Source organism: Chromohalobacter moromii, from assembly GCF_023091865.1.
Lineage (GTDB): Bacteria > Pseudomonadota > Gammaproteobacteria > Pseudomonadales > Halomonadaceae > Chromohalobacter > Chromohalobacter moromii.
Map to the genome: position 1 here is coordinate 400,595 of NZ_JAHXDI010000001.1, position 13,138 is coordinate 413,732.

14 protein-coding genes and 3 tRNA genes are annotated in these 13,138 nt (G+C 59.4%); 12 read left to right on the top strand and 5 right to left on the bottom strand.

Going from position 1 to position 13,138, the window contains the following annotated elements; all coding sequences use genetic code 11:
- Positions 1-22 precede the first annotated feature (22 nt).
- Entirely contained in the window at positions 23-298 is a 276-nt protein-coding gene (locus KZO83_RS01825) for an Lrp/AsnC family transcriptional regulator (RefSeq protein ID WP_040244535.1), read from the top strand.
- A 72-nt stretch (positions 299-370) separates the two neighbouring features.
- Positions 371-1,222 carry a DNA/RNA non-specific endonuclease gene (locus tag KZO83_RS01830; RefSeq protein ID WP_247619551.1) on the top strand — a complete coding sequence of 284 codons (852 nt, stop codon included), beginning with the start codon at positions 371-373 and terminating at the stop codon, positions 1,220-1,222.
- A 55-nt stretch (positions 1,223-1,277) separates the two neighbouring features.
- Here the strand turns inward: KZO83_RS01830 and KZO83_RS01835 are convergent.
- From KZO83_RS01835 to KZO83_RS01845, 3 genes are all read right to left on the bottom strand, one after another.
- Positions 1,278-1,364: transfer RNA gene (locus KZO83_RS01835), tRNA-Leu, on the bottom strand.
- Positions 1,365-1,393: 29 nt separating this feature from the next.
- Positions 1,394-1,480: transfer RNA gene (locus tag KZO83_RS01840), tRNA-Leu, on the bottom strand.
- Positions 1,481-1,511: 31 nt separating this feature from the next.
- Positions 1,512-1,598: transfer RNA gene (locus tag KZO83_RS01845), tRNA-Leu, on the bottom strand.
- 203 nt (positions 1,599-1,801) lie between these two features.
- Between KZO83_RS01845 and rnr the strand changes: the two genes are divergently transcribed.
- The 9 genes from rnr (at position 1,802) to KZO83_RS01890 (ending at position 9,821) form a co-directional block, all read left to right on the top strand.
- Entirely contained in the window at positions 1,802-4,216 is a 2,415-nt protein-coding gene (gene rnr, locus KZO83_RS01850; protein ID WP_247619552.1) for a ribonuclease R, read from the top strand.
- 31 nt (positions 4,217-4,247) lie between these two features.
- Positions 4,248-5,033, top strand: a complete 786-nt coding sequence (rlmB, locus tag KZO83_RS01855) for a 23S rRNA (guanosine(2251)-2'-O)-methyltransferase RlmB (protein WP_247619553.1) — start codon at positions 4,248-4,250, stop codon at positions 5,031-5,033.
- A gap of 175 nt (positions 5,034-5,208) precedes the next feature.
- Positions 5,209-5,625, top strand: a complete 417-nt coding sequence (gene rpsF, locus KZO83_RS01860) for a 30S ribosomal protein S6 (protein ID WP_247619554.1) — start codon at positions 5,209-5,211, stop codon at positions 5,623-5,625.
- Between the two features lie 23 nt (positions 5,626-5,648).
- A complete protein-coding gene (rpsR, locus tag KZO83_RS01865) occupies positions 5,649-5,876 on the top strand; it encodes a 30S ribosomal protein S18 (RefSeq protein WP_040244525.1) in 228 nt (75 codons plus the stop codon).
- Between the two features lie 18 nt (positions 5,877-5,894).
- Entirely contained in the window at positions 5,895-6,746 is an 852-nt protein-coding gene (locus KZO83_RS01870; protein WP_247619555.1) for a hypothetical protein, read from the top strand.
- Between the two features lie 15 nt (positions 6,747-6,761).
- Complete coding sequence (gene rplI / locus KZO83_RS01875) at positions 6,762-7,208, top strand: 50S ribosomal protein L9 (protein ID WP_040244521.1); 447 nt, start codon at positions 6,762-6,764, stop codon at positions 7,206-7,208.
- Positions 7,209-7,412: 204 nt separating this feature from the next.
- Positions 7,413-8,801: a replicative DNA helicase gene (gene dnaB / locus KZO83_RS01880; RefSeq protein ID WP_178997719.1), complete on the top strand. Its 1,389-nt coding sequence runs from the start codon at positions 7,413-7,415 to the stop codon at positions 8,799-8,801.
- A gap of 65 nt (positions 8,802-8,866) precedes the next feature.
- On the top strand, positions 8,867-9,166 hold the full coding sequence (locus KZO83_RS01885) for a hypothetical protein (RefSeq protein ID WP_040244516.1): 300 nt from the start codon (positions 8,867-8,869) through the stop codon (positions 9,164-9,166).
- 352 nt (positions 9,167-9,518) lie between these two features.
- Positions 9,519-9,821, top strand: coding sequence for a DUF6482 family protein (locus tag KZO83_RS01890; RefSeq protein WP_040244514.1), 303 nt, complete (start codon positions 9,519-9,521; stop codon positions 9,819-9,821).
- A gap of 146 nt (positions 9,822-9,967) precedes the next feature.
- Here the strand turns inward: KZO83_RS01890 and KZO83_RS01895 are convergent, their stop codons facing one another.
- Positions 9,968-11,542, bottom strand: coding sequence for a cryptochrome/photolyase family protein (locus KZO83_RS01895; RefSeq protein ID WP_247619556.1), 1,575 nt, complete (start codon positions 11,540-11,542; stop codon positions 9,968-9,970).
- Between the two features lie 109 nt (positions 11,543-11,651).
- Between KZO83_RS01895 and hemH the strand changes: the two genes are divergently transcribed.
- The gene (hemH, locus tag KZO83_RS01900) at positions 11,652-12,638 is read left to right on the top strand and encodes a ferrochelatase (RefSeq protein WP_247619557.1); all 987 of its coding nucleotides are present in this window, start codon (positions 11,652-11,654) and stop codon (positions 12,636-12,638) included.
- Positions 12,639-12,728: 90 nt separating this feature from the next.
- Here the strand turns inward: hemH and KZO83_RS01905 are convergent, their stop codons facing one another.
- Positions 12,729-13,130, bottom strand: coding sequence for a Na+/H+ antiporter subunit G (locus tag KZO83_RS01905; RefSeq protein WP_178997726.1), 402 nt, complete (start codon positions 13,128-13,130; stop codon positions 12,729-12,731).
- Between the last annotated feature and the right edge of the window lie 8 nt (positions 13,131-13,138).

A 13,138-nucleotide genomic window follows, 5' to 3' on the forward strand; every position in this document is an offset into this window, starting at 1 on the left:
GTAGGCAGTGTAGGAGAGTGTCATGCAAAGCGCGGTGATTTTGATCGACGTGGAAAAGGGCCAGATCAATGCGGTTGCCCAACGGTTGGCCGAGCTGGAGGGTATCAGCGAGGTGTTTTCCACTTGTGGCCGTTATGACCTGGTGGCCATCGCCCGCACGCGCGACTTCGAGTCGCTGGCGCAGCTCGTGACCGAGCGCCTGATGGAGGTCAAGGGCATTCGTGAAACGGAGACACTCAACGCCATGCAGGTGCATTCGCGTCACGATCTCGAAACCATGTTCTCGTTGGGTTGGTAGCGGCGTCCTCGTCGTCTAGGGTAATCGCTCACTTCACGTTTCGTTTTTGCAGGACAAGGATACGTCGCCGGCATGATCGCCGTTATTTCCTATCAGTTTCGGCGCTTAGTGCGTGGCGCGGGCATTTCCTTAATCTTCGCCGTGGTGGGGTCCGGGCTATGGTACTGGCAGGAGCGCGAGGTTCGCGACCGGCTTAGCTGGATGGGGGTTCCCGAGTGGCAAACCACCAGTTGGCAGGGATTCAATCGGGTGCTGCGCAGTCACGCTTTCCTGGTGGGATGGTCGGATATTCGGGTCAGCCCTTTATGGGTCAGTTATGCGCTCCACGAAACGCCCGATGCGCCGATCGGTGATCGCCCGCATGGTTTTGCGCAGGACTGGCGCTCGTTGTGGCCGGTCATCTCGGATCAGTACACGCATAGCGGCTACGACCGTGGTCATCTGGCCCCTAACTATGCCATCGCCCGAGTGCACGGGCGTGCGGCTCAGCTCGACACCTTCCAGATGACGAATATCACGCCGCAGCGCCCCGATTTGAACCGGCGCGTGTGGCAACGTCTCGAAGAAGTCGTGATGGACGATTTCCTGCCGCGCTTCGAGCAGCTCCGAGTGGTCACCGGTCCGGTCTTCGATGAGCACTTCATGCATCGTGTGGGATTCACACAGGTGCCGTCGGCGTTTTACAAAATCATCGTGGTGCCTGGCGAGCATCCGCGAGCGCTAGCGTTTCTGATTCCACAGACAGTGCGTGGTGACGAGCCGCTCGACCGCTTTCTGGTCAGTATCGACGAACTCGAGGCAAGAACCCGACTCGATTTCTTCCCGCGCCTGCCGGAAGACGTCGAAACGCCCTTGGAAGCCAATATCGAGACAAAGGGGTGGGCATTGCAGCGCGTCGCGCGTCGGCCCGGGCGTTACCAATAGAATAATGGGGCTTACAGAGAGGGAGCTTTTAAACTTCGCAAAGCAGCATGCACGGTGGTGCCCAGGAGAGGACTTGAACCTCCACGTCCATACGGACACTAGCACCTGAAGCTAGCGCGTCTACCAATTCCGCCACCTGGGCGCGTCATGCACTTCACTAATGTTTTTTGATGGTGCCCGGAAGAGGACTTGAACCTCCACGTCCATACGGACACTAGCACCTGAAGCTAGCGCGTCTACCAATTCCGCCATCCGGGCGTTGCCCTGCATCAATCTAGCGGAAGATCGATGGTGCCCAGGAGAGGACTTGAACCTCCACGTCCATACGGACACTAGCACCTGAAGCTAGCGCGTCTACCAATTCCGCCACCTGGGCAAGGCGCGATGTATAATACCCATTTTGAGCGTGATTGCAAGCCACGAAACCATGCTTCATGCCTTGTTTCGTGGCAGGCAGTAAGCCGCCATGGTTGGGTCGACTGGCTGTGCCCGCTATACTGGCAAAATGATTGAATTTCATAACAACGCCATCGGCGCTCGACGTTTACTTGCCACATCGCCTGTAAGGAAGTCATTACCATGAATCATTGGAAACTCAGTGACGATCCGCATGCGGAACGTGAAGCGAGTAAATACGATAATCCAGTCCCCAGCCGCGAATACTTGTTCGCCCGGCTGGAAGAATACGGTAAGCCCATCACACCCGAAGACCTCAGTCGCATGCTGGCGGTGGACGACGAAGAGCGCCTGGAAGGCGTGCGTCGGCGACTTGCCGCGATGGAGCGTGAAGGTCAGATACTGCGCAATCGGCGCGGGGCCTTCGCGCTGATCGATAAGCTCGACCTCATCAAGGGGCGGGTGCAAGGCCATCGTGATGGCATGGGCTTCTTGATCCGCGAAGATGGCAAGAAACCCGACCTGGTCATGCCACCACGTCAAATGCGGCGTGTCTTCGACGGCGACCAGGTGCTGGTGCGTGTCAGCGGCCGCGATCGGCGCGGCCGCGACGAAGCGACCATCGTCGAAGTCATCGCCCGCAACACACAGTCACTGGTGGGTATCTATCGCCAGAATACCGCCGAATTCGGCGTGCTGATTCCTGAGAAATCGCGCATCGCCCAAGAAGTCATCATTCCGCATAGCGTCAGCGGCGGCGCGCGTGATGGACAGATCGTCTCGGCCCGTATTACTCAGCAGCCGGCGACGCGCGTACAGCCAGTGGGCGAGGTCACGGAAGTGCTCGGTGAGCGCATGGATCCTGGGATGGAAATCGACATTGCCATCCGTAGTTACGAGATTCCCGCCGAGTTTCCGCCCGACGTGCATGCCGAGATCGCGGACATGTCCGCGTCCGTGGACGAGGCCGACAAGCAGCATCGCATCGACTTGCGTGATGTGCCGTTGGTGACCATCGATGACGAGTCCGCCAAGGACTTCGACGATGCCGTCTGTGCATGGAAGACCAAGTCCGGTAGCTGGAAGCTGTTGGTAGCGATCGCCGACGTGTCGCACTATGTGCGCCCGGGCAGTGCGCTGGATCAGGAAGCGATCACGCGCGGCACCTCGGTCTACTTCCCCGGCCAGGTCGTGCCGATGCTGCCGGAGTTGCTCTCGAACGGGCTGTGCTCGCTCAATCCCGAGGTCGACCGCCTGGCGCTGGTCTGCGAGATGAACATTTCGCCGAACGGCGCGATCAGCCGCTATCGTTTCTACGAAGCGGTCTTCCAGTCCCATGCGCGCCTGACCTACAACAAGGTTGCCTCGATCCTCGATGACGAAGGCCCCGAAGGCGATGCACTGCGCGAGCAATATCGCGACCTCGTGCCGTCGCTCAAGAACCTCAAGAGCCTCTATACCATCCTGAGGGAAGCCCGCGAGGCACGCGGCGCCATCGATTTCGAGACGACCGAGACGGAGATCGTCTTCAACGACGCGCGCAAGATCGAGAAGATCGTGCCGCGTTCGCGCAACGATGCGCACAAGATCATCGAAGAATGCATGCTGGCCGCTAACGTGGCAACGGCACGCTTTCTCGACAAGCATGACCTGCCGGCGCTATACCGCATCCACGAGAAGCCCTCGCCGGAACGCCTGGATAAGTTGCGTCTGTTCCTCAACGAGCTGGGGTTGTCTCTGGGCGGAGGCGACGATCCCTCGCCGCAGGACTATCGAGACCTCGCCGAGACAATCAAGGGGCGACCCGACGCTGACGTCATCCAGACGGTGATGCTGCGTTCGATGAGTCGCGCGGTCTACTCGCCGCAGAACGATGGCCACTTCGGTCTGGCGTATCCTGCCTATGCGCACTTCACTTCGCCGATTCGGCGCTACCCGGACCTGCTCGTGCATCGCGCCATTCGCTCGGTGATTCGCGGGCCGCGGCAGACCAATACGGTGCTGCGTGCCGAAGGTGCGCCGGTAGAGCCGCCTAGCAAATGGGCACCGTATAGTTTCGAGCAAATGCTCGAGCTCGGTGAGCATTGTTCGATGACCGAGCGTCGTGCCGACGATGCCACGCGTGACGTGGAAGACTGGCTGAAGTGCGAATTCATGTCTGACAAGCTCGGTGAAATCTTCGAGGGCACCATCGCCTCGGTGACGCAGTTTGGCGTTTTCGTGCGTCTGGACGACGTCTATGTCGAGGGGTTGGTCCACGTGACCTCGCTGCCGTCCGATTATTATCACTACGAGGCCGAGAAGCATCGTCTCAAGGGTGAGCGTAGCGGCATGTCCTATCGGCTGGGCGATGGCGTCACCGTGCAGGTGGCACGTGTCGACCTGGATGATCGCAAGATCGACTTCGAGCTGGCCGACGAGAAGCCACGTCCGCAGAATCCCGCCCGGCGCAAGAAGTCCACTACCGGTGGTGCTTCGGCACGTGGCAAGCAAGATGCAGGGCAAACCGGCAACGCGACGAAGAAGGAGCGTGACGGCAACAAGCCGCGTCGACGTTCGCGAGGCGGCAAGGGTGGCGGCAAAGGTGACAAGCGTTGAATAAGCGCCATGGAACGGGGAGTGGAGCATCATGAGCGCTAAACCTTCCCGGGCGCGTGTCTCGACGCCCGAAGGCTTGGACGCCGTATATGGCGTGCACGCCGTGCGTGCATTGTTCGAGCGCGGCCAGCCGCCACGCGAGCTCTGGTTGCAGGAAGGGCGTGCCGAAGCACGCCTGGACAGCCTTTTGGAGAGCGCCCGTCAGGCTGGCATCAAATGCGTTGGCGTCGCCCGCGAAACGCTAGATGGCGTGGCAAAAGGCGCCGTGCACCAGGGCGTGATCGCTTTCGCGCCACCGCTGAAGGCCGAGAGCGAGGAGGCGCTTTGGTTTCGTCTCGGCGCTTGGCAGCAGCCGTCTCCGCCGTTGCTATTGATCCTCGATGGGGTGACCGATCCGCATAACTTCGGTGCCTGCCTGCGAAGCGCTGACGCGGCAGGTGCGCACGGTGTCATCGTGCCCAAGGATAAGGCTGCGCCCCTCAACGCCACGGTACGCAAGGTGGCTTGCGGCGCTGCCGACGTCACGCCCGTCTATCAGGTCACCAACTTATCGAGGGCGATGGCGCGCCTCAAGACGCATGGGGTATGGATCGTCGGTACCGCGGGCGAGTCGGCTCAGAGCCTTTACGAGGTCGACTTGATGGGGGCTGTGGCCATCGTCATGGGCGCCGAAGGTAAAGGCATGCGCCGGCTGACGCGAGAGGGCTGCGATCTACTCGCCAAACTGCCCATGACGGGTAGTGTGTCGAGCCTCAATGTCTCGGTTGCCACGGGCGTGTGTCTGTTCGAAGCCGTGCGCCAACGCCATGTCTCTTGATGCTCGGTCGGGCGAGACAAGTTGCAAGCACGCGGGGTGATCACTACAATTGGTCGGCTTTCCGGGCATCGTTTCGCGTGTCTGGAAACATAGAGACTTTCTCTCCTTGCTTCTCGCGGCCCTGTACTGGGTACTGACGGGCCTCGTGGAAGCTGTCAAACCGTAAGGAGCTATCATGCGTCATTACGAAATCGTGTTCATGGTCCACCCGGATCAGAGCGAGCAGGTGCCGGCCATGGTCGAGCGCTATACCGGGCTCGTTACCGAAAACGGCGGCACTGTGCATCGTCTGGAAGATTGGGGGCGTCGTCATCTGGCCTACCCGATCAACAAGATCCACAAGGCCCACTATGTACTGATGAACATCGAGTGCAGCGGCGAAACTCTCGACGAAATCGAGAATATCTTCCGCTTCAACGATGCCATCATTCGTAGCTTGGTGGTGCGTTGCAAAGAGGCGATCACCGAAGCGTCTCCGATGATGAAGCCGGCCGAAGAAAAGCCGCGTCGTCGTGAAGAGAAAAGCGAGCGTCCGAATGCTGAGCGTTCCGAGACGAACGCTGATGCAGACGCCGAAGCTGAAGCCAACTGATTCGTACCTCTGGAGGATAAACCATGGCACGCTTTTTCCGTCGCCGTAAGTTTTGCCGCTTCACCGCCGAAGGCGTGAAGTACATCGATTACAAGGACCTTGATACTCTCAAGTCCTATATCACTGAAACCGGTAAGATCGTACCCAGCCGCATTACCGGCACCAAGGCTCGTTATCAGCGTCAGCTGTCCACGGCCATCAAGCGCGCTCGTTATCTGGCGCTGCTGCCCTATACCGACAGCCACCAGTAAAACAAGGCGACTGGCGCGATGCAGGCACTGGCCCGTTGGGTGATGCGCGGTACGCCACAGGCGGCGATGGTCGCGCTGATTGCGGCGTTGATTCCCTGGCTGTTTTGGCTGAGTGCCGCCGTCGCCGCGTTGGTAACGTTACGCCGCGGCCTGGGCCCTGGCCTGCCCGTATTGATTGCCGCCGCACTGCCGGCTGGCTGGTGGTGGGTGCAGGGAGACGCCGTTCCGCTTGCCAGCGTTTTGCTGGTGACGCTGATGGCGACCATACTGCGCGCTCGGATGCGTTGGGGCGAGACCCTGATTGCCGGCATGTTGGTTTGTGTGGTGCTGGTGCAGCTCGGGATCTTCCTGCCTCCGGGTGGGGCGGGCCCACTGCTCGATCAGGTACGCCAGAATTCGGCGGACGTCGACGCCATGCTCACCGAGTTGAGTGCCCAAGGTGTCTCCAGCGAACAACTGGCGGGCATGTTGATCGGCGGCATTACAGGGTTAGTGGTCCTGCTTGCGGCAGTCGCTTGTTTGGCACTAGCGCGTAGCTGGCAAGCCGGGTTGTATAATCCCGGTGGATTTCGCGACGAGTTCCATGCGCTGCGCTTGAACACCAAGGAGCTTTTGCTGCTGGTGAGCGTTGGGGTATTGGGCGTGCTGGTATCCATGCCAATGGCGACGATGCTGGCGTGGATTCCCCTGCTCGTGGCGGGCATTGCGCTGGTGCATGGTTGGATTGGATTGAAGGGGATGAGCGGGTTCTGGTTGGTCGGCTTTTACGCATTGCTGCTGACGACCTGGCCCACGATTCTGGTTGTGCTGTTGCTGGCCGTTGTCGATACTTTCGCGGATTTCCGCGCACGCTTGGCCGGCAACCACTGATGAGAGGTTAACGAGATGGACGTCATTCTGCTCGATAAGATTGGCAAGCTGGGTAACTTGGGTGACCAAGTCGCTGTCAAGGCCGGTTACGGTCGTAACTACTTGGTGCCTTACGGCCTGGCCGTGCCGGCTACCAAGGAAAACGTTGCCGCTTTTGAAGCGCAACGTGCCGAGCTCGAAGCACAAGCCGCAGAGCGTAAGTCCGAAGCCGAAGCGCGTGCTGAACAGCTGGCTGAAATCGAGCTGTCGTTGGTCGCCAAGGCGGGTGATGAAGGCAAGCTGTTCGGTTCCATCGGCCCGCGCGATCTGGCCGATGCACTGACGCAGGCGGGGCTTGATGTAGTCAAGAGCGAAGTGCGCATGCCGGAAGGTCCGATTCGCCGGACAGGCGAGTATGACATTACGCTGCAACTGCACGCGGAAGTCGCTACCAGCGTTCGCATCGTGATCGTGGCCGAGTAAGCGATTACCGCCAGGTGACATGCCGGCATGGGGCGCGAAGGGTAACCTTCGCGCCCTTTTTGTGCCATGAGCCAAGGTGTTGGGGTACGTGAGACAGGGGCCCTGAGGTGCAACGGTATGGCTACCACGGCATCATAGGGGTGGCCGACACGGTGAACGTGTGCACTTCGCCGACCTTCGATATCGACCGGTCAGGAAACGAGCATGAGCGAATACGTCGAGCACGACCAGGAAACTGCGGCCCTCAAAGTGCCACCGCACTCGTTGGAAGCCGAGCAATCAGTGCTCGGCGGGCTGATGCTGGACAATAGTGCCTGGGATACGGTCTCGGAGCGTCTGACTGCCGACGATTTCTATCGCTACGAACATCGTCTGACCTTCAATGCGATGGCACAGCTCGCCGAAGCAGGGCATCCGCTCGATGTGGTCACGCTGTCTGAGACGCTGGAAAACCGCGATCAGTTGGAAGGTGTGGGCGGACTGGCTTACTTGGCCGAGCTGGCGCGCAACACGCCATCGGCGAGTAACATTCGCGCTTATACCGATATCGTGCGCGAACGAGCGACCTTGCGCAAATTGATCCAGGCAGCCAATCAGATCGCCGAAGGCGCCTTCGCTCCGCAGGGGCGACCCTCCGACGAGCTGGTCAACGAGGCCGAGCGCCTGGTATTTCAGATCAGCGAGGACCGCCCCAAGACCGGTGGGGCGATCGGCATGAGCGACCTGCTCAGCAAGGCCGTCGATCGTATCGACGAGCTTTTCAACATGCAGGGTGAGATGACGGGGCTTTCCTCCGGTTTTCGAGACCTGGACGAGATGACGTCGGGGCTGCAACCGTCGGACCTGGTGATCATTGCCGGGCGTCCTTCCATGGGTAAGACGACATTCGCCATGAATGTGGTCGAGCATGCGGTCATCTCCAGTGACAAGCCGGTCGTGGTGTTTTCCATGGAAATGCCCGCCGATGCCTTGATGTTGCGCATGCTGTCCTCGTTGGGGCGTATCGACCAGACACGCGTGCGGACCGGGCAGTTGGAAGACGAAGACTGGCCGCGCTTGACCTCGGCGGTCAATTTGCTCAAGGACAAGCAACTCTTCATCGACGATACGGCGGGGCTTTCACCTAACGAGATGCGCTCACGGACTCGGCGTCTGGCGCGCGAGCACGGTAACATCGGCATGATCATGATCGACTATCTGCAGCTCATGCAGATCCCCGGCTTTTCCGAGAACCGTACCGGTGAGATTTCCGAAATCTCGCGCTCGCTCAAGGCATTGGCGAAGGAGTTCAACTGTCCGGTCGTCGCGTTGTCGCAGCTCAACCGCTCGCTTGAGCAGCGACCCAACAAGCGCCCGGTGATGTCGGATCTCCGCGAGTCGGGAGCCATCGAGCAGGATGCCGACGTCATCGCCTTCGTCTATCGCGATGAAGTCTATAATCCTGACAATCCCGACAATCATGGCTTGGCCGAATTGATCATCGGCAAGCAGCGTAACGGGCCGATTGGGACCGTTCATATGGCCTTCATCGGCAAGTACACACGCTTTGAGGACCTCGCTCCCGACAGCTATGGTCAGCATATGGGCGAGTGATGATGGCAAGGCAAACATGCCGGTGTTGCCTTATAATGCCGGCTCGCAAGTGAACAGGAGGGGAGATGGCGAGCGGATTTCAACGTGGCAAAAAACGTACCCCCAAGCTCGAGGGGCGCGGCCAACTGGAAAGCGTCGAGCGTGAAGGGCCGTTCAAGGAATGGCTGGGGATGCCCGATCTCTACCGCTATTCCCTGGTCGTCGATGGTGAAACCTACAGCTATCAGACTGAGGATGCCGAACTGCCCGTTTCGGTCGGTGATCGTGTAGTGTTTCGCTACAAGGAAACCCGTGCGGGTAACTGGGTCGACCGTAATTCGCTCGGAGTGGCGATCGATCCCTCCACGTATCAGCGCGATTCTTGATGCATCGCATGGGGTCAACGCAGGGGCCGGTACGCCGGCCCCTGGCGAGCGTCGTTCGCAGGGCCTGGGCACGTCTCGCTGTTTGAACGTTTCATATCTTCTCCTTCCTTTACGTATTTCCCTCGCCAAGCGCGCAAATAGTGGAACTTCTTGTGCGGCGATGCGTCTCAATAAGTGTATTTCCCCTTTCCAGTCAAGGTTTAGGTGGGTAATACGCCCCTCGACGAGACGTTGATCGCTGTCCCCGTCATACTTGTTGCAACATGCTTGTCATATGAACAAGGCAAGCTGAACGTGCGCTGCGGTAGGTGGCGTATGTCTTGTCGAATTTTATTTTCTCAAGGAGAACATTATGGAAATTAACGAACTCAAACACTTCGTGGATGCGGAGCATAACTTCGAAATTCGCGTCATCAGCCACGCGGGCAGTCGTCTATACCGCGTCGAGATGGAGGACATCGAAGGCCAGCACTACCCGCTGATGCGGCGTGGCAAACCGATGCTGTTTCGTGCCCTGGACGATGTCTATGCAGAGCTCAAGCAGGCAGGGATCCATCGTGCCTATCTCGTACAGTGGGTTGCCCATGATGAGATGGTCGGTCGTGACACGCATTATCAATCCCCGCTGACGTCGCGCATGCCGTTGGTATTTTGACGTCCCATGCATGACCCATCCGACGCGCGTTCGACGCTTCATTCACCAACCGTAGTGTTACATTTATAGCCCGGCGAGCCGCCGGGGCCTGGGTGCGAAGGCACCGGGCATTTCTACCCGCCTAGCGTTACTCTCCATAACAAGCATTACTCTCCATAATCTGTTGCATGCTGCCCTTGCCCATAAGGGCGCGTCCACGTCAGCGTATCGAGAAAAGTCTCCGCCTGTTCGCGTAATGCCCGACGCTTCTCCGTCGACATCTTGTTGAGCGTGCCGTAAATGACGCGCATGCGCGGATTATCGGCAAGCGGGTCGGCATGGCGTTCCAGGAAGCGCCAGTACAAGGCGTTGAACGGACATGCGTCGTCGCCCACGCTTTGGCGTGGATCATAGCGACACTGAGTGCAGTGGTCCGACATGCGGTCGATGTACTTGCCCGAGGCGCAATAGGGTTTGGAGCCCAAGTAACCGCCGTCGGCATGCAGGACCATGCCCAGTGTGTTGGGCAGTTCGACCCATTCGCAGGCATCGGCGTAGACGGCAAGATACCAGTCGCACAAAGCGGCGGGACGCACGTCGCATAGCAGCGCGAAGTTGCCAGTGATCATCAGGCGCTGGATGTGATGCGCATAGGCATTGTCATGCGTCATTTCGATGGCGCGTTTGAGGCAGCGCAAATCGGTGTCGCCATTCCAGTAGCATGCGGGAAGCCCACGTTCGGCAGCGAGGCGGTTGTCGCGCTTGTAGTCGGGCATGTGATGCCAGTAAATGCCGCGCACGTATTCTCGCCAGCCCAGGATTTGTCGGATGAATCCCTCGACCGCGTTGAGGGGCGCCGCGCCACGCCACCAAGCGTTCTCGGCGGCCTTGCAGACTTCGTCGGGCAACAACAGGCCGATATTGAGCGCAGCGGAGAGTCGCGAGTGAAAGAGGTAGGGCGACTTATCGCTGATGGCATCCTGATAATGCCCGAAACAAGGCAAGGCATGAGTGATGAAATGCCGAAGGTCGGCAAGTGCCTGACGCCGTGTGACGGGCCAGTTGAAGCCTGCCAGCGTGCCGAAATGATCATCGAAATGCGTTGCCACGAGCGCCAACACTTCGCGTGTCAGTGTATCCTGGCGGTGTCGAGGCGCAGAGGGTGGTGGCGGTGCGTCATCGATGGGAAGGCGGTTGTCGTGATCGAAGTTCCATTGTCCCCCGACAGGTGCGTCTGCTTCCATGAGCATGCCGGTATGACGTCGCATCATGCGGTAGAAGTCTTCCATGCGAGGCCGTTTTCGTCCTTCCATCCATTGGGCAAAGCGCTGCCGAGAACAAAAGAAACGCGTGTCTTCGAGTACTCGCCAGCGGGGGCCAACGCGGCTTTTGCGGCGTGACTCGATGGCCTTTGCCAAACGCCACTCGCCGGGTAGGGTCACCTGGATCTCGTCACACCCATGCAATTGGGCCACTCGCTCGGCCTCGGGGGTCAATTGCTGCGTATTGTCGGTATCGTCGAGGGTGCTGTAATGCACCTGGAATCCCCGCTGTCGCAGGGTGGCGGCGAAATGTCGCATCGCGGCCAGCATCATGGCGATTTTCTGAGGGTGGTGGGGGACGTAACGACCCTCTTCACCGACTTCGCAGAGTGCGATGACCGCATTTTCCGGTGCTGACTCTAGAATAGGAAGCGTCAGGCTGAGTTGGTCGCCGAGGATCAAGCGTAATGTCTTGGACATGAGTTATCCAAATGTTATACAAATCGTTCTCATAGTATAACGCGATAAGCTTAACGTGCCTGTGGCTTGTTACACTGATCTGCCACGGTCTTTTACAGGAGAGGTTTCAATGGGGTCAGCTCCCTTCGGTGTCATGCTCGTCAATCTTGGCACGCCCGAGGCCCCGACGGCGTCAGCGGTGCGTCGCTATCTGGCGGAGTTTCTCGGTGATCGGCGCGTGATCGACCTGCCGCGCGCCAAGTGGCTGCCGATTCTGCATGGTGTCATCCTGCGCATTCGACCGCCGCGTGTCGCCAAATCGTATGCCGCCGTGTGGGGGAAAGATGGCTCGCCACTGCTCGCCATCGGGCGCCGCCAGCAAAGTGCGCTGAAGGAACGACTGGCGACGCGTATGGGCACCGAAATCCCCGTCGAGCTGGCGATGACCTATGGCAAGCCCAGTATGGAGGAGGCCGGACTGGCGTTACGCGACGCCGGGGTCGAGCGCATTCTGGTGCTGCCCCTGTACCCGCAGTTTTCCGCCACGACGACGGGGGCGGTATTCGACCGCTTGGCGCGCGCCCTAGCGCCGTGTCCGCATTTGCCGGAGTTGCGTTTCGTGCGCGACTATCATAACCATCCGGCCTATATCGAGGCGCTGGCAGAAAGCGTTCGCGAGCATTGGACGGTGCATGGCCGGCAACCACGCCTGCTGTTTTCCTATCACGGCATTCCCAAGCGCTACGCCGATGCCGGCGATCCTTACCCACGGCATTGCGAAGAGACCAGCCGCCTGGTGGCCGAGGCGTTGGGGCTCGAGGCGGATGAATGGCGACAGACTTACCAGTCGCGTTTCGGGCGCGAAGAATGGCTCAAGCCGTATACCGACGAAACCTTGAAGGCATGGGGCGCCGAGGGTGTTGAAGGCGTCAATGTGATCAGCCCCGCTTTTGCCGCCGACTGCCTGGAAACGCTGGAAGAGCTCGAGGTCGAAAATCGTGGCTATTTCGAGGAGGCGGGCGGCGGTAACTACCAGTACATTCCCGCGCTCAACGATCGTCAGGATCATATCGATCTGCTGGCCTCGCTCGTCGAGCAGCATACCCAGGGTTGGTAACGCCGCCCATCGCTTCGACGAGGCACCTGTACGTCAGACGCCCGATGGCATGAAGCCATCGGGCGTCGTCTGTTGGACGCCAGGCGCAGCTCAGGGCAGTTTGGAACTGCCTTGGGGCGTTTCCTCGAGAGTGCGCTCATCGTCGTCTTCCTGAAGCTCCTCTGGGTTGCCGCGGGTCCTAGGGTCGCGCTCGAGCTTCTGATGCAAGGCGCTCTTGCTCAGCAGATGTGCGGAGACTGGAGCAGTAATGAACAAAAAGATGGTGATCAGTAGTTCCTGCAGGCTGGGACCGCTTTCGAGCAGGCTGAAATAGGCGATCGAGGCCAGCAGTACACAGCCGACGCCGAGCGTAGAAATCTTCGAGGGACCGTGCAGGCGCATGTAGAAGTCTTTCATGCGTGCCAGCCCTAGTGAGCCAATCAAGGCGAAGATGCTACCGGCGATCAAGAAGAAGGCGATGACGCCTTCCATCAAGGTATATAAGGCAATCATGGTCCCTC

Bases quoted from the DNA above. Each gene is read 5' to 3' on its own strand.
- hemH (WP_247619557.1), top strand. From the start codon at position 11,652: ATGGGGTCAGCTCCCTTCGGTGTCATGCTCGTCAATCTTGGCACGCCC.
- rplI (WP_040244521.1), top strand. From the start codon at position 6,762: ATGGACGTCATTCTGCTCGATAAGATTGGCAAGCTGGGTAACTTGGGT.
- dnaB (WP_178997719.1), top strand. From the start codon at position 7,413: ATGAGCGAATACGTCGAGCACGACCAGGAAACTGCGGCCCTCAAAGTG.
- KZO83_RS01895 (WP_247619556.1), bottom strand. From the start codon at position 11,542: ATGTCCAAGACATTACGCTTGATCCTCGGCGACCAACTCAGCCTGACG.
- rlmB (WP_247619553.1), top strand. From the start codon at position 4,248: ATGAGCGCTAAACCTTCCCGGGCGCGTGTCTCGACGCCCGAAGGCTTG.
- KZO83_RS01830 (WP_247619551.1), top strand. From the start codon at position 371: ATGATCGCCGTTATTTCCTATCAGTTTCGGCGCTTAGTGCGTGGCGCG.
- KZO83_RS01890 (WP_040244514.1), top strand. From the start codon at position 9,519: ATGGAAATTAACGAACTCAAACACTTCGTGGATGCGGAGCATAACTTC.
- KZO83_RS01905 (WP_178997726.1), bottom strand. From the start codon at position 13,130: ATGATTGCCTTATATACCTTGATGGAAGGCGTCATCGCCTTCTTCTTG.
- KZO83_RS01885 (WP_040244516.1), top strand. From the start codon at position 8,867: ATGGCGAGCGGATTTCAACGTGGCAAAAAACGTACCCCCAAGCTCGAG.
- rpsF (WP_247619554.1), top strand. From the start codon at position 5,209: ATGCGTCATTACGAAATCGTGTTCATGGTCCACCCGGATCAGAGCGAG.
- rnr (WP_247619552.1), top strand. From the start codon at position 1,802: ATGAATCATTGGAAACTCAGTGACGATCCGCATGCGGAACGTGAAGCG.
- KZO83_RS01870 (WP_247619555.1), top strand. From the start codon at position 5,895: ATGCAGGCACTGGCCCGTTGGGTGATGCGCGGTACGCCACAGGCGGCG.
- rpsR (WP_040244525.1), top strand. From the start codon at position 5,649: ATGGCACGCTTTTTCCGTCGCCGTAAGTTTTGCCGCTTCACCGCCGAA.
- KZO83_RS01825 (WP_040244535.1), top strand. From the start codon at position 23: ATGCAAAGCGCGGTGATTTTGATCGACGTGGAAAAGGGCCAGATCAAT.